This is a genomic window from Microbacterium sp. H1-D42, assembly GCF_022637555.1.
In the GTDB taxonomy this organism is placed as follows: Bacteria; Actinomycetota; Actinomycetes; order Actinomycetales; family Microbacteriaceae; genus Microbacterium.
This window is the reverse complement of sequence record NZ_CP093342.1, coordinates 3,634,394-3,655,020: the sequence shown is the minus strand read 5'-3', so window position 1 is coordinate 3,655,020 and position 20,627 is coordinate 3,634,394. Positions and strand designations below refer to the sequence as shown.

Sequence of the window (20,627 nt, the reverse complement as noted above, 5' to 3'; positions counted from 1 at the left end):
CTTACGCTCGCAGCTCGAATGTCGTGGCGCCGACCTTGATGGGCGTGCCGATGGCGACCTGCACCGGGGCGTCGCTCAGGCGCTGCCCGTCGAGGAACGTGCCGTTGGTCGAGCCGAGGTCCTGCAGAGTCCAGATGTCACCGCGACGGGAGAGCCGGGCGTGGTGGCTGGAGGTGTAGTCGTCGCGGATGACGAGGCCCGATTCGCTGGAGCGGCCGATCGACATGGAGTCCGCGGTGCCGAGGGGCACTTCGAGACCGACTTTGGGTCCGGACGTGATCACGAGGTGGGTTGCGCCCTTGACGCCGGCGCCGCTGGGTCGCGGGGGACGAGCGGGGGTGGATGCCACGGGAACCGCGCCAGCTTCACCGGCCGGCATCTTGCGGACCCGGACGCCGAACAGGTCCGCGCGCAGCGAGTAGACGACGCCGAAGACGAAGAACCACAGCATCACCAGGAAGCCGACCCGCAGCAGCAGGAGCATCAGTTCACTCATGAATGGCTCCCTTGTGCGTGACCGGGACCACGCGGAACGTCAGCTCCGTGCGCCCGATCGTGAACGACGTGTCTGGCGTCAGCGCAGCCTCGCGCACCTTCTGTCCGTCGATCTTCGTGCCGTTCGTGGAGCCGAGGTCGCGCAGCATCGCGCGCTCGCCGTCCCAGAGGATCTCGGCGTGGCGGCGGCTGGAGCCGGCATCGGCGATGGTGATGTCGGCGTCGGTCCCGCGGCCGATCACGGTGCGTGCGCTGGTGAGCGGATGCCGCTGCCCAGCGATCTCGACGACGCCCTGCCAGCTGACGCGGCCCTCGACCGAGCTGGAGTTCACGCGCACGGTGCCGGTGGCGACGCGCTCGTCGGCCTCGATCGCGATGGAGAGCGGGCCCGAGAAGCTGTAGCCCTGGGTGCGGGCGTGCTTGGTGAGCAGCGCGTACAGCTCGTCGTGCAGGGCGCGTCCGAGCGATCGCATCCGCTCGTCATCGTCAGGACTGAGGCGGACGAGGTAGTCGCTGGGGGTGATGATGCGATCGCGGCTGACCACAGCCGCCTTCGTGTCAGCCTCGCGCCGAAGGGCGGAGGCGATCTCGACAGGCTGGATGCCGCTGCGGAAGGTCTTCGCGAACGCGCTGTTGACAGCGCGTTCCAGACCCTTCTCAAAGCTGTCGAGTAGTCCCACAAGGTTCCTTTGGCATGCCGATCGGTTACGCCATCGTATCCATGTGGCCTGAAAACGTGCCCCGCACGCCGCCGAGATCAGGCGATCCACCCGGATCAGGCCGATTTCTCGGGGATTCGCCTGCTGCCGGCGCATCGCCTGTCTCGGGCGTGGATGCTGGAAGCCGGGCCACCCGGGCGTGGTTCGAGCACCGGGAAATCACGTGATATCTTAGGGAGGTTGGCTTCTGCGGAAGACAACATGCGCGAGTGGCGGAATAGGTAGACGCGCTGGCTTCAGGTGCCAGTGCCTGCAAGGGCGTGGGGGTTCAAGTCCCCCCTCGCGCACAGAATGTGAAGGACCCCAGGTCGAAAGACCCGGGGTCCTTCTGCTTTCGTGGTCGAGGTCACCGGCCTCGTAGGCTCGGAGCATGGACTCCCTCGAGCAGACGACACGCGTTGGCACCACCCGCGGTGTCGGTGTTCTCGTCGCCGGTGTGGCGCTCGCGCTGTGGATCGTCCTCGGCCGATTCCTCTTCGGAGCAGGGGGTGAACTCACCATCGCGTACCTGCCGATCGGCGTGGTGGTGATCGTGCTGTACGCGTTCCTCGGGCGAGCGATCGCGCGCACGGCCAACCGCGGATTCACGACGCGACCGTCAACGTGGGGCACCCTCATCGTGGCCTGCATATGCGGCGTCCTGTTCGGCCTGACGATCCCGGACATCACCGCAGACGGACTGCAGACGATCGTCAGCGGCACACAGCAGCCCGCGCTCGATATCGCCATCGGGGTCACCAATCCTGCCTGGGTCATCATGTTCGCGTTCACGATCATCTCTCTGGTGCTGGCGACCCAGGATTCCCGCGGCCCTCGTCCCGAGGAGGACGAGGAGTTCTGACGCCGGCCGGGCTGAGACTCAGCCCCGCAGCCCGGCGACCAGCTCATCCACGATGGCGGTGCGCTGCGCCAGCGTGAGGTGCTTGCCCGGCACCCCTGGACGCCGCTGATCGGGACGCGGTCCGTCCAGCGGACGGTACTGCACACCGGCCGCCGCGAGACGCCGAAGGTGCACGGGCAGTCGCCCAGCGAAGTCGTCGAACGGCGCGGGTTCTCCCCCGAGCCACAGCCGCTCGGCGATCGCCGCCAGCCGCGGGAACATCGCGAAGTCCACGCGGTCCCTGGTCGGCAGATGCTCGGTCCACACGTTCGCCTGCCCGCCGACGGCGCCGTCGGGCACGCGCAGCGTGTAGGCGCGCTCGAGCGGCAGCGGCGGACCGACGCGGATCGGCTCATCGACCGAGTCCGCCTGCGGATAGTCGAGGTACGCCTCGAGGTCAGGGCAGGCGATGACGGGAATGCCACGGCGCAGCGCCTCCGCCATCGCGACCGGCCCCCGCCAGGCCAGCAGTCGCACGCCCTCGGGCACCTCGCCCTCGAGCACCTCGTCCCACGCCAGCGCCGTCCGCCCGCGCGAGCGCACATGAGCGACGAAAGCGCGGGTGAACCACGGCTGCACGTCTCGCGCCGAGGTCAGTCCGAGCTGCAGCATCCGATCCTGCGCGGCGGCGCTCGTCGCCCACTCCTTGATCGACACCTCGTCGCCGCCGATGCCGATCCACTCCGAGTCGAAGGCGTCGCACAGCGCGTCGATCGCGGCGAAGCCGAAGGTCAGCGCCGCGTCTGTCGGAGCGAGCGTGCGGTGGTTGATGCCGAACCGGTCCCACGGGCCCACGGCAGGCTCGGACACATCGGTGTTGCCGAGGTCGGGATACGCGGCCAACGCGGCCTGCACGTGCCCCGGCAGCTCGACCTCGGGCACCAGGGTGACGAATCGCTCGGCCGCGTAGGCGACGAGATCACGCAGGTCGGATGCTGAATAGAACCCCTCATGGCGCCCGGGCTGCACCGTGGCATCCGGTCCGTGTCCGAGCTGCGTCGCCGTGCGCACGGCGCCGATCTCGGTCAGCCGCGGATACCCAGGCACCTCGAACCGCCAGCCCTGGTCGTCGGTGAGATGCAGGTGCAGCACGTTCAGGTGATGGGCGGCGAGCAGGTCGATCAGCCTGCGCACGTCGTCCGCCGGGCGGAAGTGCCTGGCCACATCGAGCATCACGCCGCGCCAGCCGAACGCCGGCTCCCCCGACCAGGTGCCGGCCGAAATGACGCTGCCGATCGCGTTCTCGGACGTGCACAGCTGACGCAGTGTCACGGCGCCGCGGAAGACGCCCTCCGGCGTCGCCCCGGTGATCTCGACGCCAGCCGCGGTGACAGTGATGCGGAACGCCTCCGCGCCGTCGAGCGATCGGTCAAGACCCAGAGTGATCGCCGGCTGCCCGACGGAGTGGATGCTGACGCCGAGCCACCCGCGCAGCTGAGCCGCGATGCCGGCCAGCCCGTCGGCGGCGATCACGGGAGTGTTCGCCCGCAGCTCGAAGGGCTCGGCTTCCGGGTCGATGTCGTGCTCGATCCACGGCACGGTGGCCAGGTGCGCGGGGGGCTGCGCGGTCAGCATCCGACCCGGTTCCGCGCCGGTGGGCGCCCCGTCGGCGACCACCGCGATGCCGGCGACGAGCACCTCGTGGGGGTGGACGGCGAGCAGTGCGCCGGCATCGACGACGCTCGGATCGAAGAGCAACAGATCGGCGATGGCTCCCTCGCGGAGCACGCCTCGCGGCGCGTCGCCCAGATCGAGTCCCAGGCGCTCTGCGGGGGCGCTCGTCAGCATCCGCACCGCCTCCTCGAGCGTGCGGGGCCGGCCGCTCGGTGTGCGCGTCTCGGCAGAATCGGCGCGGAACACGTTCGCGACGGCCGCCGGTCCGTTGCCATCCGGCGCCGTCAGCGCGGTGGTGACGGTCGGCTGCGCGTCGGGTGCCGCGGCGACGAAGCCGGGCGCGAGAGCCAGGCCCGTCGCGTCGACCTCGACGGCGCCGGCGGGCAGGGTGAGGTCATCGGGGTCGCCCTGACGTCGGATGCCGACGATCCGCGCTCCCTCGATCGCGACGTCAGCGGTGAACCGCGGAGCGCCAGTGCCATCGAACACAGCGGCACCGCGATACACGCGCACCCGCCCTTCGCTCGCGAGCTTCTCGCTCAGCAGCACGCCGCCACCTCCAGGTGCAGATCGGATGCGGGCGTCGGATGCGGGGTGACGAGAGCCACGGAGTGCTCCCCTTTCTCGGATGTTGTCCAGGTCGATCCCACCGGGTCGTCCGCCCCGGGCGGTCATGGCGGCACGATTCGATCCGCCCACGATAGCGGGCGGGATCGGCGATGGCTGTAGTGGTGTCATCGCGGTGTCGGGAATACCCCTAGGGGGTATAGTCTTAATACCCCCAGGGGGTATCCGATCCGGATGCCGACGCCACCTGCCGACGAAGGAAGAGAAATGACGACTCCGAAGCTTCTGATCGCTTATGACGGTTCGCCCAACGCGAAGAGCGCCGTCCAGGCCGCCGCGGACCTGTTCCCCGGGGCCGACGCCGTGATGTTCTATGCGCGACAGCCGATGGAGAGCTTTGCCGCGCACCTGCAGGGGCATCCCGCGCTCGAGGAGCTGAGCGGGCTGGACGCCGCAGCGCTCGACGCCTCGGAGCGGATCGCCGCCGAGGGCGCCGAGATCGCCCGCGCTGCGGGCCTGGATGCCGAGGCCCTCGTCTCGTCGACCATGGCAACGGCCTCTGAGGCGATCGTCGAGGTCGCCGAGGAACTCGACGTCACTCTCATCGTGCTCGGCTCCCGCGGCATGCGCGGACTCAAGGCCACTCTGCTGGGCAGCACCTCGACGAACGTGCTCCACCACGCCACCCGCCCCACCGTCGTCATCCCCTCGGATGCCGTCGCGCAGGCGCGCTCGCAGAGCCGCGCGCTGCTGCCACCCCTCGACGAGAACGGTCGCGACCGATGAACGCGGCCGTGCGCCTGACCCTGTACGGCGCGGGTCTCATCGTGGCGTTCGTCGTCGCGTTCGGACTCGCGGGAGTCGTCGTGCCCGACAGCTTCGTCGATGACTGGGTCTCGCGCAGCTCGACGCCGCACGGTGACGAACCGGCCGCGCCGAGCGAAGACACCCCGCACGGCGGCGACCCCGCGGCACCGAGCGACGAGATGCCGCACGAGGATCAGCCTGCGACCCCGTCCGACGACGAGACGCACCCCGCCGGGCACTGACCCGCATCGCGTGCGTCGAAGACGAGAGAGAAGGAAGAGCACATCATGAGCACATCCGCGCCTGCTGCCGATGGCACAGGAATCGAACTGGTGATCGGCGGAATGACCTGCGCCTCGTGCGCGAACCGCATCGAGCGCAAGCTCAACAAGATCGACGGCGTGACGGCCACCGTGAACTACGCCACCGAGAAGGCCAAGGTCACCGTGCCTGAAGGGTACGACCCGACGCTGCTGATCGCCGAGGTCGAGAAGACCGGCTACAGCGCGACGCTGCCGAAGCCCGACCGCCCTCGCACGGCCGGTGCAGACTCGGACGACACCGCCGACGGCGATGCCGACCCCGAACTGACGACGCTGCGCCAGCGGCTGATCGGATCGATCGTGCTCACGGTGCCCGTGATCGCGATGGCGATGATCCCCGCACTGCAGTTCACCTACTGGCAGTGGGCCTCGCTCGCCCTGGCTGCCCCGGTGATCGTGTGGGGTGCCTGGCCGTTCCACAAGGCGGCCTGGACGAACCTCAGGCACGGCACCGCCACGATGGACACCCTGATCTCGATGGGCACCTCTGTTGCGCTGCTCTGGTCGGTGTACGCGCTGTTCTTCGGAACCGCCGGCACTCCGGGCATGACGCACCCGTTCGAGTTCACCATCGCGCCGTCCGACGGCGCCGCCAACATCTACCTCGAGGTCGGCGCCGGCGTGACGATGTTCATCCTCGCCGGCCGCTACTTCGAGAAGCGGTCGAAGCGACAGGCCGGAGCCGCACTGCGCGCCCTTCTCGAACTGGGTGCCAAAGAGGTCGCTGTGCTGCGCCGTTCGGCGGGCTCAGGGACCCAGATCGAGACGAAGATCCCCATCGATGAGCTCGGCGTCGGCGACGAGTTCATCGTGCGCCCCGGCGAGAAGATCGCCACGGACGGGGTGATCGTCTCAGGCACCTCGGCGGTGGACGCCTCGATGCTCACCGGCGAATCCGTGCCCGTTGAAGTCAGTGAGGGAGACAGCGTCGCGGGCGCGACGGTGAACGCCGGCGGACGCCTGGTCGTGCGCGCCACACGAGTGGGCGCCGACACGCAGCTCGCGCAGATGGCGAAGCTGGTCGAGGACGCGCAGACGGGCAAGGCCGAGGTGCAGCGCCTGGCCGACCGGATCTCAGGCGTGTTCGTCCCGATCGTGATCGTCATCGCCGTCGTGGCCCTCGGCGCCTGGCTCGGCGCCGGATTCCCCGTGGCGGCGGCCTTCACCGCAGCGGTGGCCGTGCTCGTGATCGCCTGCCCGTGCGCGCTGGGTCTCGCCACGCCGACGGCTCTGCTGGTCGGCACCGGTCGCGGCGCCCAGATGGGCATCCTCATCAAGGGACCCGAGGTGCTCGAGTCCACCCGGCGGGTCGACACCGTGGTGCTCGACAAGACCGGCACCGTCACCTCGGGGCGGATGACGCTCGTCGACGTGATCACCGAGCCGGGCGTCGACAGGGCCGAGCTGCTGCGCTACGCCGGTGCGCTGGAGGATGCCTCCGAGCACCCGATCGCGCAGGCCATCGCCAAGGGTGCCACCCAGGAGGTCGGAGAACTGCCCCCGCTGGAGGACTTCGCCAACATCGAGGGCAAGGGCGTGCAGGGCATGATCGGCGGCGTGCCCGTCGTCGTCGGGCGCGAGTCGCTGCTCGCCGACTGGTCGCAGCACCTGTCGCGCGAGGTGGCCTCGGCCAAGGCGCGTGCCGAGGGCGAGGGCAAGACCGTCGTCGCCATCGGCTGGGACGGACGGGCCCGCGGCGTCCTCGTCGTGGCCGACACGGTCAAGCCCACCAGCGCCGAAGCGATCGCGCAGCTCAAGCAGATCGGCCTCACTCCGGTGCTGCTGACCGGCGACAACGAGGCGGTCGCTCGCCAGATCGCCACCGAGGTGGGCATCGAGACCGTCTACGCCGAGGTGCTGCCTCAGGAGAAGGTCGATGTGGTCACCCGGCTGCAGATGGAGGGGAAGGTCGTCGCGATGGTCGGCGACGGCGTCAACGACGCCCCCGCACTCGCCCAGGCCGATCTGGGTCTGGCGATGGGCACCGGCACCGACGTCGCGATCGAGGCCGCCGACATCACCCTCGTGCGCGGCGACCTGCGCAGCGCGGTGGATGCCATCCGCCTCTCCCGCAAGACGCTCGGCACGATCAAGACCAACCTGTTCTGGGCCTTCGCCTACAACGTGGCGGCGATCCCCGTCGCCGCGCTCGGCATGCTCAACCCCATGCTCGCAGGCGCGGCGATGGCGTTCTCCAGCGTCTTCGTCGTCGGCAACAGCCTTCGCCTGCGCGGATTCCGCAGCGTCGCCGGAAAGTGACGCCGCGGCATCCACCCCACCCAATCCCGATGCGAAAGGCATTGAACGACATGAACGAAGAGACCCAGGCCGCCTCCAGCTGTTGCAGCACCGCACCGGCAGGCCCCATCGCAGACGGGCGCCAGAACCTGCTGGCCGGCGCCGACGACATGACCACCTGCCCCGTGATGGTCGGAAGCCCGGTGAACAAGAAGGTCGCCGAGGCGGCCGGACTGTTCCGCGACCACGACGGCCAGCGCTACTACTTCTGCTGCGCAGGCTGCGGACCCGCCTTCGACTCCGACCCCGCAAAGTACGCCGCCAACGTGGCATGAGACCTCGCGTGCTCGGGGGCGCAGCCGGCATCCGGACTGCGCCCCCCGAGCATGCGGATCCCCATGAACAGCCTTCGTCAGGAAGAGAAATGACAGAACGACACGTCGTCATCATCGGCGCCGGCGCGGCCGGCGTGGCAGCCGCCCGGATCCTGTCGTCCCACGCGGACGTCCGGGTGACTCTCGTGGCGCGCACCGGAGAGACCGCCTACACGCGGATGCTCATCAAGAGCGTGGCCTTCGGGTCGACCCCGGCGGAACTCGTCGCCACCGCCCTGCCCTCCGTCGAGGTCATCGCCGACACGGCGATCCGGATCGACGCACCGTCGAAGGTCGTCGCCCTGGCATCCGGTCGGACGATCGACTTCGACGCCCTGCTCGTCGCCACCGGCAGCAGGCCACGTCCGCTGCCCGCCGAGATCGTGGGAACGGCGACCACATCCGCACGCGTGACCGTGCTGCACACGCTCGACGACGCCCTGCGCGTGCGCGATGTGCTGAGCGGCCTCGCACCGTCTGCACGGGTCGCGATCTATGGAGGTGGCGTCATCGGCTCGGAATCGGCCTCGAGCCTGCGCGACGACGGGCGCGAGGTCACGCTCATCGCCCGCAGCGCCGTGCCCGGCCTCGCGACGTTCGGTGCGCCGGTCGCCGAGCGAGTCGCCCGCGCCCATGAAGAGCGCGTGCGCACGCGGTTCGGGCGCTCCCTCACCGCGGTGGATCACCGCGACGGCGCGCTGCTCCTCACCCTGGACGACGGCAGCGTCGAGGCCGCCGACCTGCTGCTGGTGGCGCTCGGCACGATCCCCTCGGGGCCCTGGCCGTGGCAGGACGGCGTCGACGTGGACCTCCGACTGCGGGTCGCCCCGGGCGTGTACGCCGCCGGCGGCACCGCCTGGCATCGCGACGCCCTGCGCGGCAACTGGCGCATCGACCACTGGGACGACGCCGCAGCGCAGGGGGCGCATGCCGCGCAAGCTGTGTTGCACGACCTCACCGGCGCGGACGACCCCGGAGCCTATGAGCCGCACAGTCCCTATCTGGCGATGGTGCACGGCCGAGCGATCGCCGGGGCCGGACTGCTGGTCGGGGACGAGGAGCACGTCGCGGCTGACAGCGGACTCGCCGTGGTTCACCGCGTGGCGCACGTCGCGGTCGGCGTCAGCGGCATCGACGCCGTCGGTGCCGTCTACCAGTGGGCGAACGACCCCTGTTCGCCGCCGCTCCCGGCGGATTCGTCCACGAGCGCGCTGGGCAGCACCTGACCCATCCCTGAACGCAACGCAACCACTTCACCAGAACGGAGTCATCGTGTCATCGTCAACCAGAGGTACCGCGACAGCGAGCGGTACCGCCTCACCCCGAGGAAACGCGCGGTGGTGGGGACTCACCATCATCGCCTTCGCACAGTTCATGGTCATCATGGACTCGTCGATCATCGGCGTCGCCCTGCCGCAGATGCAGACCGACCTCGGCTTCACGCCGAACACCCTCTCATGGGTGTTCAACGCCTACGTCATCGCTCTGGCCGGACTGCTGCTGCTCGGCGGCCGCCTGTCCGACCTGTTCGGCCCGCGCAAGATGTTCGCCACCGGCTGGGTCATCCTCGGCGTCGGATCGCTCGTCGCCGGTTTCGCCGGTGACGTGCCGACCGAGCTGATCGGACGCGTGCTGCAGGGCGCCGGCTCGGCGCTCATCGCGCCCGCGGCACTGACCATGCTGATGATGCTCTTCGGCTCCAACCCGCGCGAGCTCACCAAGGCGATGGCGTTCTACGGCGCCGCGGCTCCGGCCGGCGGCACGGCCGGAGTGTTCCTGGGCGGCGTCATCACCGAGTTCGCATCCTGGCCATGGGTGTTCTTCATCAACGTGCCGATCGCGGTCATCGTCCTCATCTTCATGTGGAAGTCGCTGCCCGGCGGCAAGGTCGGCGCGCGCGGGTCGGTCGACGTCATCGGCGCGCTCACCGTGACCGTGGGTCTGGCGGCGCTCGTGTACGGCATCGTCCGCTCGGAGGTCGTCGGCTGGGCATCCGCCGAGACGTGGATCGCGCTCGGCATCGGCGTGGTGCTGCTGGCGCTGTTCCTGATCATCCAGCGCGCCAAGCGCGAGCCGCTCGTGCGGCTGTCGATCTTCCGCTCGCCGAACCTGGGCGCGGCGAACCTCGCTCAGGTGATGCTCGGAGCCGCCTGGATCCCCATGTGGTTCTTCCTGAACCTCTACCTGCAGCAGGTGCTGGGCTTCACGGCCTTCCCCGCGGGGGCCGCGCTGCTGCCGATGACCACCCTCATCATGGTGGGCATGATCCTGCTGGCGCCGCGGGTGGTCGCCGCCTTCGGCACCAAGGTGCCGATCGTCGCCGGTCTGCTGATCCTCGCGGTCGGCCTCGCGTGGATGGCCTTCATCCGCCCTGACGGGAACTACTGGATCGACGCCTTCCTGCCCTCGCTCGTGGTCGCCTTCGGGCAGGCGCTGGCCTTCGTGCCGTCGTTGCAGACCGCGATCTCGGCGGCACCGCCGCAGGAGGGCGGACTCGCCTCGGGCATCGTGAACACCAGCTACCAGGTGGGCTCGGCGGTCGGTCTCGCTGTCGTCTCGGCGATCGCGGCGGTTTTCGGTGCCGGACAGCTGGGTGATCCTGAGGCGCTCACCCAGGGCTACTCGGCGGCGTTCATCGCAGCGGGAGCCCTGGCACTGCTGGGCGCGCTGCTGACGATGATCTTCTTCCGCGGGCGTCACGCGCGCACCGGCCTCGATGCGTGATGACGTAACGGCACCCTGAGTGCAGCACGGAGGGCGGTGGACACGGATGGTCGTGTCCACCGCCCTCACGTCATGTCACTACTACGTAAGTACGTTTTAACGTATGGTATGAGGCATGACTGCCGAGATGGACGAACTCCGACAGCAGATCCGAGACCTCGCCGGCCGCCTCGATGCGCTGGAGAGTCAGCGCGGCGGCGCCGGCAATCGGGCCGCGCCTACCGTCGACGGCGACGCGTTCTGGGCCCTGGAAGGGCTGAACGCCCGCCTCGCCGACGATGCCGTGACGGCGGAAGGCGCCGTGATGCTGGTCGGCTCGCTCACTCTGCCGACCGGCGCTCCGGTGGCCTGGCAGCAGGCCGCCGGCACAGCCGGCATGCTCGAGGTCGATTGGAGCGATCACGCCGCCGTGTTCGCCGCACTCGGGCATCCGGTGCGCGTCGAGCTGCTGCGCCACATCCTGTCGGGCGTGCAGACCACCGCCGGTCTCGCCGCGATCGAGGGGCTCGGCACGACCGGCCAGCTGCACCACCACCTGCGCCAGCTCGTGGCGGCCGGGTGGGTGCGTCAGGGCGGCCGGGGCAGCTACGAGGTTCCCGCGGCCCGCATCGTGCCTCTGCTCGCCTGCGTGCTCGGAGTGGAGCGATGAAGCGCCTCGCGCTCGCGGCCTACCGGATTCGCGGACTGCTCTACCTGCCGGCTGTGATCGTGCTCGTCGCAATCGCCCTCACCAGCGGAATCTCGTTCGGCGACGGCGTACGCCAACTGCGCAGCCTCGTCGCACTGTGTGCGATCGTCGTCTTCGCGATCACCCTCGTGCTCGCGCTCGTCGGCCCCAGGCTGCTGCCCACGCTCGACGCGAAAACCGTCACCTCGCCGGTGCGCGGCAGGTGGCAGGCATTGAACAGCCCCGCATCGAACGTGCCGAGTCATGGCATCCGCATGTATGGCCAGACCTATGCGATCGACCTGATCGCCGATCCGCTCGACCGGCCGCGACCTGTTTTCGGAGAAGGTTCGGCGATGCGGCATCCGAACGACTATCCCGCCTTCGGCGAACCCGTCTTCGCGATGATCGACGGCGTCGTCGTGCGCGCCTCGGGGTGGCGACGCGATCATCGCTCGCGCTCCACCCTGCTCGCCGTGCTCTACCTGATGGTCGAGGGCGCGGTCCGCGAACTGGGCGGACCCGGCTTCATCCTCGGCAACCACGTCATCATCCGCGCCGCCGATGGCACCCACGCGGCGATCGCCCACCTGCAGCGCCACTCGGTGAGCGTCCGAGTCGGCGAGACCGTCGCCGCCGGACAGCAGATCGGCCGGTGCGGCAACTCGGGCAACAGCAGCGAACCGCACGTGCACGCCCAGCTGATGGACCGGCGATCACTGCTGACGGCGCAGGGGATCCCCATGGCCTTCGCCGACATCGTCATCGACGACAGTCCCGAGCGCATCGACGGACTGCCGAAGAACGGGGAACACCTGACGGTGGCGGTGCGCGACAGTCGCGTGCGCTGAGGCCGCCGGACCGCTGACGGGCGCCGTGCGGCGCCCGTGGGCGGGGCATCGGATGCCGCCGTGCCCACCCACGATCGCCGCAGTCGCCCCGCGCCTCAGCGCTGCTCGTACGCGACGGTCGCCATCATGCCCGACTCGCCGTGGTACAGGTTGTGGCAGTGCGTCAGCCACTGCCCCGGGTTGTCTGCGTCGAACTCCACCCGCAGCGTCTGGCCGGGCAGCACGATCGAGGTGTCCTTGCGCGGCCCGCCGTCGGCGTGCTGGTAGGTGTGCCCGTGCAGGTGCATGGGATGCCACATCGTGGTCGAGTTCACGAACTCCACCGCGACCCGCTCCCCCTCGGCGATCGCGACGGCGTCGCGCAGCGGCTGCTCCATGTCCATCCGGCGGCCGTTGATGCCCCAGTCGTACTTCGCCATCCCGCCGGTGAGCTCGAAGCGCAGCGTGCGGACAGCGGAGCGCTTCTTCAGACCGACGGCGGAGGCCGCGCGCAGGTCGGATGCCATGGCGGGGCGTCGGGACTGCGGCAGCTTCGCATCGGCCGGGGGCTTCGCGCCGGATCCGGTGCGCAGGATGGCCATCGCCTGCTGCTGCTTGCCGATCGCCTCGGCGATCATCGGGAAGGCCCCGTCGGCGACCGTGATGACCGCGTCGTAGCGCTCCCCCATCCCCAGCACGACGCTCTCGGCCTCGACGGGGTCGACCGGGAAGCCGTCGGTGTGGGTGATGGTGAGCGGATTCCCGGGAATCCCGAACCGGAAGGCCGTGTCGCCGCCGGCGTTGAGGATGCGCAGGCGGATGCGCTGCCCCGGCTTCGCCGTGAACGTCGCCGGGTCCTGCGGGGATCTGCCGTTGATGAGGTACAGCGGGTAGTAGACGTCGCCGGCATCGCCGCCGAGCAGGTCGGAGGTGGCGCCCATCAGCATGTTCCCCATGCGCATGGGGTCCGCGCCGCCGTCGCCCATGTCGCCGTGGTCCATTCCGTCCATGTCGCCGTGATCCATCCCGCCCATGTCCATGCCCTGGGCGAGTTCGGCGAGCACCTCGTCGGGGGTGGCGGTCACGCCGTCGAGCCAGTCGTCGAGCACGAGGATCCACTCCTGGTCGTAATCGCCGGGCTCGGCTGGATCGTCGATGATCAGCGGCGCGTACAGCCCGCGATCGAGCTGGGTGCCGGAGTGCGGGTGGAACCAGTAAGTGCCCGGATGCGACAGCGCGAACTCGTAGGTGAACGAGCCGCCGGGGGCGATCGGATCCTGTGTGAGGTGCGGGACGCCGTCCATGTCGTTGCGCAGCGCGATGCCGTGCCAGTGGATGCTGGTGGGCTCGGGCAGGGCGTTCTCGATGCTCACCTGCAGCATGTCGCCGACCGCGGCGCGGATCGGCTCGGTCGCCGAGGCGCCCCGGTACGCCCAGGTGTCGACTGTGGTGCCGCCGAGATCGAGTGTGGTCGGGGCGGCCGTCAGCGCGTGGCGGACCGTGTTGCCGCTGAGTCTGCGGCCGGCCTCGGTCTCGGCGACGGGTGCGCCGGTCGGCGGGATGAACGAGGAGGTGGACGATCGCGGAGTGCAGGCGGCGAGGCTGGCGGTCGCGAGCGTGAGTGCGCCGAGCGCGAGGAAGCGTCGGCGGTCGATGAAGTCAGGCATGGTGAACGGTCTTTCGTGTCGTCGGTGAGTGAGAGCGGCATGGCAGGCGGGCCTGCGCGGGCCGAGTTCAGGTGCGACTGATCGACAGTTCGAGCGGAGAGAGTGCGAAGCGGCGCGGATCGCGAGGTGGCGACGCGACGGCGTCATCGGTCAGGGTGGCCCGCGCCGGCCCGGTCGCCGGCGGTTCGGCCGAGACGGCGACCGGGATGATCGGGCCCGGCAGGCACATCGTGCCGTCACCGCCGGGGTCGGCGGGACAGACGGCGAGCGGATGCCCGTCACTCGGCGACTGCGGATGGACCGGGGCATGGTGCGAGACGACCGCATCCGCGGCATGTGCGGCGGTGGTTGAGTCGGGGTGCGTGGCGGAGCCGGGATCGAGATGCGGGGCGCTGTGGGCGGTGTCCGGCGCAGTGCTCGGCAGAGCGACGCCCGACAGCGCGTGCATGCCCAGTAGTCCGAGGGTGAGGAGCACGGCCAGCGCGATCGTAAGTGCACCACGCGGTGCGCTCAGTCGGCTGCGTGCGGATTCCGTCACGTCCGCGAGCATACCCGGTGGGGGTATGAATCGGCACTGAGTCCGAAGATCTTGCATCTGTATTAGTGTTGTAATACAGTAAGACACATGCAGATCGACGAGTCCCGCCCCATCTGGGCTCAGCTGGTCGACGAGTTCCGTCGGCGCATCGCCGCGGGCGAGTGGATGCCAGGGGCCAAGGTGCCATCGGTGCGCGAACTCGCCCTCGAGCTTGGTGTCAACCCCAACACGGTGCAGAAGGCGCTCGGTGAGGTCGACCGTCTCGGCCTGACCACCCCTGAGCGCACCGCCGGCCGCTTCGTCACCCGCGACGAGCACCTCGTCGCCGACGGGCGCGCCGCGCTCGCGGCATCCACCGCGGACGGATTCGTCGCCGCGGCCCGAGGTATCGGGCTGACCCTCAGCGAGGCATCCGATCTGCTCGCCCAACGCTGGGCGCACGTCGACGCGCCGCTCGAAAACGACTGTGGCGACAAGGACCGCGACGACAAAGACAGCGACGACAACGACAGAAAGGACGCCCGATGAACGCCATCGAGATCACGGGCCTCACCAAGGCCTATCGCGGACGCCCCGCACTGCACGGGCTCGACCTCGCCCTCGCACCCGGTCAGATCGTCGGCCTGATGGGCGACAACGGGTCGGGCAAGACCACGCTGCTGAAGATCCTCGCCGGAGTGCTCGCCGAATGGGATGGCGAGGTGACCGTGGCCGGCCAGGTTCCAGGACCGGACTCCAAGGCGCTGGTGTCCTTCCTGCCCGACGCCTCTTTCCTGCCTGACGCGCACAGACCCGCCGACTCCATCGCCCAGTACGCCCGGTTCTTCGCCGACTTCGACGCGGACAAGGCCCGCCAGATGATCGACTTCTTCGGCCTTCCCTGGGACCGCACGCTGAAGGAGATGTCCAAGGGCATGCGTGAGAAGGTGCAGATCTCGCTGGCCATGTCGCGCCGCGCGAAGGTGTATCTGCTCGACGAGCCGATCTCCGGCGTCGACCCTGCCTCCCGCGACGTCATCCTGCGCGGCATCCTCTCGAACTTCGACGAGGACGCGCTGATGCTCGTCTCCACCCATCTGATCCAGGACGTCGAGCAGATCGTCGACTCCGTGGTGTTCCTGCGCGAGGGCGGAGTGCTGCTGCAGGGCGGCGCCGACGAGCTGCGTGCCGAGCATGGCGTCAGCCTCGACGCGCTCTTCCGAAAGGTGTACGCATCATGATCGGCTCACTGTTCGCCCAAGAGCTCCGATCCACGCGCAAGAACCTGCTCGTGACGGTCGGCGTGCTGCTGCTGATCGCGGCCGTCGCCCTGACGCTCGTCGCGCTGCGCGTTCCCGTGCTGGGCACGCTCGGCCTTGGCTTCGGAATCGTCATCATCGTGCTCATCACGCCGATCGTGCTCGGTCTGCTCGCCGAGAACTACTGGCGCAGCATGTACGGGCGCGAGGGGTACTTCACGATGACCATCCCGGTGCGCGGACGCACGCTGTTCCTCACCAAGGTGCTCTACGGCGTCATCATCTCACTGCTCGCGCTCGTCGTGACGGCTGTCGGGCTGCTGGGTGCCGCCTCCGCCCTCGCGCTCTCGCAGCGCCAGGACCCGGCGATCTTCATCCGCGACGGGCTGGCGGCGATCGAGCCGTGGATGGCATGGCTCGGGGTGCTGGCGATAATTCTGCAGCTCGCGTACCTGGTGATCGTCGGCGCCGCCATCATGACGATCGGCGCCGAGGGACGCTACAACCACCTCGGCTTCGGCGCCCCGGTCATCGGAGCGGTGATCCTGTACGTCGTCATGCAGGTGGTCACGTTCATCGGCATCCTGTTCATCCCCTTCGGCATCCGACTGACGGGACCGGATGCCGGTGAGCTGGTGCCTCAGGGCATGTTGGACGGAGTCCTGGCGGCCATCGACGACCCGGGGGCTCAGCCTGAGGTGCTCGGCCTCGGCTTCGTGGTCACGACCATCGTCGTGATGGCGCTGCTGGCCTGGTGGGGCGCACGATCGGTCGAGCGGCGCACGTCGCTGCGCTGATCGGGCGCGGGTGACCTGCGACGAATCCGCCATCACCCAAAAGGATGAGAACGGGTTCGTCCCGGTGCCCGATGCCGTGCGGCGTCGATCTTGGTGGAGTGGATGTCATGGCATCCACTCCACCCTCTTCCCGCTTCTCAGACCGACTCACCTCGCGCCGCGGAGCGTGGATCTCGCTCGGCATCGGCCTGCTGATCATGGTCGCGCTGTTCGGCGCGTTCGGCTCGGCCAAGGCGCCCGCCGGCAACGCCCAGGCGCCCGCGAACTCCGAGTCCGCGCAGGCGAGCGAGCTGATGCAGGAGTTCCCGAACGCCGACCGGCAGTCTGTGCTCGTGGTCGCCACGCGCGACGACGGCGCTGTGCTGTCGGATGCTGACATCGCCGACCTGGAGGGGCTGCTGCCGGTGCTCGACGAGCAGACCGACGCCGCATCGACCGGTCCGCTGGTGAGCGATGACGGCGATGCTGCGCTGCTCGTCGCCCCGATCAAGGTGGGCGAGAGCAACACCGACACGGCTCAGGTGATCAAGACGCTGCGCGCCGACCTCGCCGACAACACCCCTGAGGGACTCACCCTGCAGGTCACCGGCGGGCCGGCGTTCGGCGCCGACATCGCCGCATCGTTCGAGGGAGCCAACTTCACGCTGCTGCTGGTGACCATCCTGATCGTCGCCCTGCTGCTGATCATCACCTACCGCTCCCCCGTGCTCTGGCTGATTCCGCTCACCGTCGTCGCGCTCGCCGACGGCCTGGCCGGCCGGATGACGGCCGCGGCCGCCGCGCAGTGGGACCTGCAGTTCGACTCCGGCATCGTCAGCGTGCTCGTGTTCGGCGCCGGCACCAACTACGCCCTGCTGCTGATCTCGCGCTACCGCGAAGAGCTGCTGCAGGATGACGATCACCGTCACGCGCTCAGCACCGCCTGGCGCAAGACCGCGCCGGCGATCCTGGCGTCCAACGTCACCGTCGTGCTGGCGCTGCTGACCCTCGTGCTCGCGGTGACCCCCGGCACCCACGGTCTCGGCGTCTCGTCGGCCATCGGCCTGCTCATCGCGCTCGCCGCCGTGCTGTTCGTGCTTCCGCCGTTCCTCGCGGTCTGCGGACGCAAGGTGTTCTGGCCGTTCGTGCCCCGCCCAGGCGACACCCGCCCGCAGGGCCGCGTCTGGCGCGGCATCGCCACCGGCGTCGTCCGCCGCCCCGTGGTGAGCCTGCTCGCCGGGGTCGCCCTCCTCGCCGTGATGGCCGCAGGACTCATCGGCACGTCGGTCGGCCTGGATCAGGTCGAGAAGTTCCGCGTGCAGTCCGAATCCGCGGCCGGACTCGAGGTCGTCTCGGCGCACTTCGCGGCCGGTGAGGCGCAGCCGATCTGGGTGATCGCCGACGCCGACGCGGCCGATGAGGTCGTGGCGGCTGCCGACGACGTCGATGGCGTGGTGCGCGCCCACCCCGTTGCCACGACCGATGACGGCACGCTCACCAAGATCATGGTGACCAGCGAGTACGCGCCAAGCACCGGCGAGAGCCTCGCGCAGATCGACGAGCTCCGCGATGCGGTGCACGCGGTTCCCGGCGCGGATGCCGTCGTCGGCGGCGCCGTCGCCACCGATGTGGATGCCAGGGCCGGCAACCTTCATGATTTCTGGCTGATCGCGCCGCTGGTGCTCGCCGTGAGCTTCCTGGTGCTGCTGATGCTGCTGCGCTCGCTCGTCGCCCCCGTGCTGCTTCTGCTCGTCAACGTCGCCAGTGCTCTCGCGGCGATCGGCGCCGGCGCGTGGCTGAGTCGGATGCTGTTCGGCCAGCACGCCCTCGACCTGCAGGTCCCTCTGCTGGCGTTCCTCTTCCTGGTGGCTCTCGGCATCGACTACACGATCTTCCTCGTGCACCGCGCCAGGGCCGAGTCGGTGCGCAAGGGCACGAAGGCCGGCATGGTCGAGGCCGTCGCCCACACCGGCAGTGTGATCACCAGCGCCGGCATCGTGTTGGCCGGAGTTTTCGCCGCGCTGGGTGTGCTGCCACTGGTCACGCTCGGCCAGCTTGGTCTGATCGTCGGAGTCGGCGTGATCGTCGACACCCTGGTGGTGCGCACCGTTATGGTGCCGGCCATCTTCAGCATCGTGGGCGACCGCATCTGGTGGCCGGGACGCCCGAATCGCAGGGATGAGCGCCCGAATGACAGGGAACTGGGTTCGAATCCCCACGACGAGCCGGGAAACCGGCAGGATGATGATGAGAACGGGCGGGATGGAGAGAGCAACCATGAGCCTCGTAGGCGCACCGCTGACGCGCGCTGACGCTGCCGCATCGGCGGTCGCAGGACCGGCGGTGCGCGCGATGGAGATCGGTCAGTACCTGATGGCCGCGCTGCTGACGACGATCGGCGTCGTGCGCGCGATCGGCGACGGAGTCGCCGCACCCGTCGCGATCATCACCGGAGTGGCGATCCTCGTCTGGCACGTCGCCGGAGCGGTGCTGCTGGCCAGGAACCCGTCGCGCACCCTCTCGATGTGGTGGTTGATCGGCTTCGCCGCGGTCTGGATCGCAGCGGTCAGCGTGTCGGCGGAGTTCGTCTGGCTGGCGTTCCTGCTCTGGCTGCTCGCGGGCCACCTGCTCACCCTGCGCTGGGGCCTGGTCTTCTCGGTCGTCGTCCTGGCGGTCGTGGTCGTCGCCCCGATCCTGCACCACGGCGCCACCAGCTACGCCAACGTGTTCGGCCCGCTGATCGGCGGCGTCTTCGCCTTCGGGATCTCACGCGGCTACCTGCAGCTGCTCAAGGACGCCGCCGAGCGCGAGATCCTGGTCGCCTCGCTCACCAGGGCCCAGCACGAGATGGCCGAGCTGCAGGACGAGCTCGCGCACGCGCAGCGCCAGTCCGGGGCGATCGCCGAACGCACCCGCATCTCGCGCGACATCCACGACACCATCGCGCAGGGGCTCTCCTCCATCCGCCTGCTCGCGCACGCCGGCGCCGCGCGCACCGACGACGCGGATGCCGTGCGCACGCTGGGTCAGGTCGAGAAGCTCGCGGGCGACAGCCTCGCCGACGTGCGCCGCATCGTCGAGTCGCTCGCGCCGGCCGAGCTCGAAGACGACGCGCTCACCGCGGCCCTGCAGCGGATGCTGGATCGCGCGCACGACGAGGCGGGGCTCCAGGCCGAGCTGCACATCGACGACACCCTGCCGATCCTGTCCACCGAGGTCGAGGTGGCGCTGCTGCGCATCGCCCAGTCCGGCCTCGCGAACGTGCGCCTGCACGCCGGGGCGACCCGCGTCGTGATGAGTCTCATCGACGCCGACGACGTCGTGCGGCTCGACATCATCGACGACGGCGCCGGGTTCGACCTGGCCGCGTGGGAGTCGGATGCCGGTGCAGGCGCGTCCAGCTACGGACTGCGGTTCATGCGCGCCCGCCTGCGCGAGCTCGGCGGCGGCCTCGACATCGAGAGCACCCCTGGCGAGGGCACGGCGATATCCGCGCATCTGCCGCTGCGCCCGCGGACGGAGACGACACCATGACCGCCACCGTGCTGCTGGTCGACGATCACCCCGTCGTGCGCAGCGGATTGCGCGCCGTGCTCGACGGCGATGCCGTGCAGGTCGTCGGCGAAGCCGCAACGGGCGAGGAGGCGATCACCCTCGCCGCGCATCTGCGGCCAGACGTCGTGCTGTGCGATCTGCGCCTCGGCGCCGGAATCGACGGCATCCAGACCACCACCGCGCTGCGCGCGCTCATCCCGGCACCGGCGGTCGTGATCCTCACGACCTTCGACCGCGACGCCGAGATCCTCGGTGCGATCGAGGCGGGTGCGGCCGGCTACCTGCTGAAGGATGCCGCACCGGAGGCGATCATCGAGGGCATCCGCCGCGCCGCCGCGGGAGACATGGTGCTCGCCCCCGACCTCGCGAATCGAGTGCTCAAGGGCATGCGCAACCCGCTGCCCAAGCTCACCGATCGTGAGATCGAGGTGCTGCGACTGCTCGCCGAAGGCTCGGCGAACAAAGAGATCGCCCGCACCCTCTTCGTCACCGAGGCGACCGTGAAGAGTCACCTCGCGCACATCTTCACCAAGCTCGAGGTCGACAGCCGCTCGCGCGCCGTGCACGTGGCGCGCGAGACCGGCCTGATCTGACCTGCAACCACAGAAAGAAGGG

20 protein-coding genes and 1 tRNA gene are annotated in these 20,627 nt (G+C 69.6%); 16 read left to right on the top strand and 5 right to left on the bottom strand.

Features of this window, described 5'->3' with window-relative positions; translation table 11 throughout:
- Window position 1 precedes the first annotated feature (1 nt).
- Window positions 2-496 (bottom strand): FHA domain-containing protein, encoded by a 495-nt coding sequence (locus MNR00_RS17170; protein WP_241927120.1) that lies wholly within the window; start codon window positions 494-496, stop codon window positions 2-4.
- Window positions 489-1,175 (bottom strand): DUF3662 and FHA domain-containing protein, encoded by a 687-nt coding sequence (locus MNR00_RS17165; RefSeq protein WP_241927119.1) that lies wholly within the window; start codon window positions 1,173-1,175, stop codon window positions 489-491. The genes MNR00_RS17170 and MNR00_RS17165 overlap by 8 nt, the downstream gene beginning before the upstream one ends.
- Window positions 1,176-1,417: 242 nt before the next feature.
- Between MNR00_RS17165 and MNR00_RS17160 the strand changes: the two genes are divergently transcribed.
- Window positions 1,418-1,501, top strand: a tRNA-Leu gene (locus MNR00_RS17160).
- Window positions 1,502-1,584: 83 nt separating this feature from the next.
- The gene (locus MNR00_RS17155; protein ID WP_241927118.1) at window positions 1,585-2,055 is read left to right on the top strand and encodes a hypothetical protein; all 471 of its coding nucleotides are present in this window, start codon (window positions 1,585-1,587) and stop codon (window positions 2,053-2,055) included.
- Window positions 2,056-2,073: 18 nt separating this feature from the next.
- Here MNR00_RS17155 and MNR00_RS17150 read toward each other — a convergent pair whose 3' ends face one another.
- Window positions 2,074-4,383, bottom strand: coding sequence for a beta-N-acetylhexosaminidase (locus MNR00_RS17150; RefSeq protein ID WP_241927117.1), 2,310 nt, complete (start codon window positions 4,381-4,383; stop codon window positions 2,074-2,076).
- 159 nt (window positions 4,384-4,542) lie between these two features.
- Here MNR00_RS17150 and MNR00_RS17145 point away from each other — a divergent pair, with 159 nt between their 5' ends.
- The 8 genes from MNR00_RS17145 to MNR00_RS17110 all read left to right on the top strand — a co-directional run bounded on the left by MNR00_RS17145 (window position 4,543) and on the right by MNR00_RS17110 (window position 12,259).
- On the top strand, window positions 4,543-5,061 hold the full coding sequence (locus MNR00_RS17145; RefSeq protein WP_241927116.1) for a universal stress protein: 519 nt from the start codon (window positions 4,543-4,545) through the stop codon (window positions 5,059-5,061).
- Window positions 5,058-5,324 (top strand): hypothetical protein, encoded by a 267-nt coding sequence (locus MNR00_RS17140; RefSeq protein WP_241927115.1) that lies wholly within the window; start codon window positions 5,058-5,060, stop codon window positions 5,322-5,324. The genes MNR00_RS17145 and MNR00_RS17140 overlap by 4 nt, the downstream gene beginning before the upstream one ends.
- Before the next feature lie 45 nt (window positions 5,325-5,369).
- Window positions 5,370-7,664, top strand: a complete 2,295-nt coding sequence (locus MNR00_RS17135) for a heavy metal translocating P-type ATPase (protein ID WP_241927114.1) — start codon at window positions 5,370-5,372, stop codon at window positions 7,662-7,664.
- Between the two features lie 50 nt (window positions 7,665-7,714).
- Entirely contained in the window at window positions 7,715-7,978 is a 264-nt protein-coding gene (locus tag MNR00_RS17130; protein WP_241927113.1) for a YHS domain-containing protein, read from the top strand.
- Window positions 7,979-8,067: 89 nt separating this feature from the next.
- The gene (locus tag MNR00_RS17125; protein ID WP_241927112.1) at window positions 8,068-9,243 is read left to right on the top strand and encodes an NAD(P)/FAD-dependent oxidoreductase; all 1,176 of its coding nucleotides are present in this window, start codon (window positions 8,068-8,070) and stop codon (window positions 9,241-9,243) included.
- A gap of 46 nt (window positions 9,244-9,289) precedes the next feature.
- Window positions 9,290-10,741, top strand: coding sequence for an MFS transporter (locus tag MNR00_RS17120; RefSeq protein ID WP_241927111.1), 1,452 nt, complete (start codon window positions 9,290-9,292; stop codon window positions 10,739-10,741).
- A 115-nt stretch (window positions 10,742-10,856) separates the two neighbouring features.
- Window positions 10,857-11,390 (top strand): helix-turn-helix domain-containing protein, encoded by a 534-nt coding sequence (locus MNR00_RS17115; RefSeq protein ID WP_241927110.1) that lies wholly within the window; start codon window positions 10,857-10,859, stop codon window positions 11,388-11,390.
- Window positions 11,387-12,259 (top strand): M23 family metallopeptidase, encoded by an 873-nt coding sequence (locus MNR00_RS17110; protein WP_241927109.1) that lies wholly within the window; start codon window positions 11,387-11,389, stop codon window positions 12,257-12,259. Before MNR00_RS17115 ends, MNR00_RS17110 begins: the two co-directional genes overlap by 4 nt.
- Before the next feature lie 95 nt (window positions 12,260-12,354).
- Here the strand turns inward: MNR00_RS17110 and MNR00_RS17105 are convergent, their stop codons facing one another.
- Complete coding sequence (locus tag MNR00_RS17105; protein ID WP_241927108.1) at window positions 12,355-13,905, bottom strand: multicopper oxidase family protein; 1,551 nt, start codon at window positions 13,903-13,905, stop codon at window positions 12,355-12,357.
- 67 nt (window positions 13,906-13,972) lie between these two features.
- Window positions 13,973-14,443, bottom strand: a complete 471-nt coding sequence (locus tag MNR00_RS17100) for a hypothetical protein (protein WP_241927107.1) — start codon at window positions 14,441-14,443, stop codon at window positions 13,973-13,975.
- A gap of 87 nt (window positions 14,444-14,530) precedes the next feature.
- Between MNR00_RS17100 and MNR00_RS17095 the strand changes: the two genes are divergently transcribed.
- The 6 genes from MNR00_RS17095 (at window position 14,531) to MNR00_RS17070 (ending at window position 20,605) form a co-directional block, all read left to right on the top strand.
- Entirely contained in the window at window positions 14,531-14,971 is a 441-nt protein-coding gene (locus MNR00_RS17095; protein ID WP_241927106.1) for a GntR family transcriptional regulator, read from the top strand.
- A complete protein-coding gene (locus MNR00_RS17090) occupies window positions 14,968-15,663 on the top strand; it encodes an ABC transporter ATP-binding protein (RefSeq protein WP_241927105.1) in 696 nt (231 codons plus the stop codon). Before MNR00_RS17095 ends, MNR00_RS17090 begins: the two co-directional genes overlap by 4 nt.
- Window positions 15,660-16,478 carry a hypothetical protein gene (locus MNR00_RS17085; RefSeq protein WP_241927104.1) on the top strand — a complete coding sequence of 273 codons (819 nt, stop codon included), beginning with the start codon at window positions 15,660-15,662 and terminating at the stop codon, window positions 16,476-16,478. Before MNR00_RS17090 ends, MNR00_RS17085 begins: the two co-directional genes overlap by 4 nt.
- Window positions 16,479-16,585: 107 nt before the next feature.
- Complete coding sequence (locus MNR00_RS17080) at window positions 16,586-18,769, top strand: MMPL family transporter (protein ID WP_241927103.1); 2,184 nt, start codon at window positions 16,586-16,588, stop codon at window positions 18,767-18,769.
- Window positions 18,735-19,991 (top strand): sensor histidine kinase, encoded by a 1,257-nt coding sequence (locus MNR00_RS17075; protein ID WP_241927102.1) that lies wholly within the window; start codon window positions 18,735-18,737, stop codon window positions 19,989-19,991. The genes MNR00_RS17080 and MNR00_RS17075 overlap by 35 nt, the downstream gene beginning before the upstream one ends.
- Complete coding sequence (locus tag MNR00_RS17070; RefSeq protein ID WP_241927101.1) at window positions 19,988-20,605, top strand: response regulator transcription factor; 618 nt, start codon at window positions 19,988-19,990, stop codon at window positions 20,603-20,605. The genes MNR00_RS17075 and MNR00_RS17070 overlap by 4 nt, the downstream gene beginning before the upstream one ends.
- Window positions 20,606-20,627 lie beyond the last annotated feature (22 nt).

What these genes read in the sequence shown, in the direction of transcription:
- MNR00_RS17085 (WP_241927104.1), top strand. Translation starts at nt 15,660, where the DNA reads ATGATCGGCTCACTGTTCGCCCAAGAGCTCCGATCCACGCGCAAGAAC.
- MNR00_RS17070 (WP_241927101.1), top strand. Translation starts at nt 19,988, where the DNA reads ATGACCGCCACCGTGCTGCTGGTCGACGATCACCCCGTCGTGCGCAGC.
- MNR00_RS17080 (WP_241927103.1), top strand. Translation starts at nt 16,586, where the DNA reads ATGGCATCCACTCCACCCTCTTCCCGCTTCTCAGACCGACTCACCTCG.
- MNR00_RS17105 (WP_241927108.1), bottom strand. Translation starts at nt 13,905, where the DNA reads ATGCCTGACTTCATCGACCGCCGACGCTTCCTCGCGCTCGGCGCACTC.
- MNR00_RS17130 (WP_241927113.1), top strand. Translation starts at nt 7,715, where the DNA reads ATGAACGAAGAGACCCAGGCCGCCTCCAGCTGTTGCAGCACCGCACCG.
- MNR00_RS17095 (WP_241927106.1), top strand. Translation starts at nt 14,531, where the DNA reads ATGCAGATCGACGAGTCCCGCCCCATCTGGGCTCAGCTGGTCGACGAG.
- MNR00_RS17170 (WP_241927120.1), bottom strand. Translation starts at nt 496, where the DNA reads ATGAGTGAACTGATGCTCCTGCTGCTGCGGGTCGGCTTCCTGGTGATG.
- MNR00_RS17145 (WP_241927116.1), top strand. Translation starts at nt 4,543, where the DNA reads ATGACGACTCCGAAGCTTCTGATCGCTTATGACGGTTCGCCCAACGCG.
- MNR00_RS17155 (WP_241927118.1), top strand. Translation starts at nt 1,585, where the DNA reads ATGGACTCCCTCGAGCAGACGACACGCGTTGGCACCACCCGCGGTGTC.
- MNR00_RS17110 (WP_241927109.1), top strand. Translation starts at nt 11,387, where the DNA reads ATGAAGCGCCTCGCGCTCGCGGCCTACCGGATTCGCGGACTGCTCTAC.
- MNR00_RS17090 (WP_241927105.1), top strand. Translation starts at nt 14,968, where the DNA reads ATGAACGCCATCGAGATCACGGGCCTCACCAAGGCCTATCGCGGACGC.
- MNR00_RS17135 (WP_241927114.1), top strand. Translation starts at nt 5,370, where the DNA reads ATGAGCACATCCGCGCCTGCTGCCGATGGCACAGGAATCGAACTGGTG.
- MNR00_RS17140 (WP_241927115.1), top strand. Translation starts at nt 5,058, where the DNA reads ATGAACGCGGCCGTGCGCCTGACCCTGTACGGCGCGGGTCTCATCGTG.
- MNR00_RS17125 (WP_241927112.1), top strand. Translation starts at nt 8,068, where the DNA reads ATGACAGAACGACACGTCGTCATCATCGGCGCCGGCGCGGCCGGCGTG.
- MNR00_RS17150 (WP_241927117.1), bottom strand. Translation starts at nt 4,383, where the DNA reads ATGACCGCCCGGGGCGGACGACCCGGTGGGATCGACCTGGACAACATC.
- MNR00_RS17075 (WP_241927102.1), top strand. Translation starts at nt 18,735, where the DNA reads ATGAGCCTCGTAGGCGCACCGCTGACGCGCGCTGACGCTGCCGCATCG.
- MNR00_RS17115 (WP_241927110.1), top strand. Translation starts at nt 10,857, where the DNA reads ATGACTGCCGAGATGGACGAACTCCGACAGCAGATCCGAGACCTCGCC.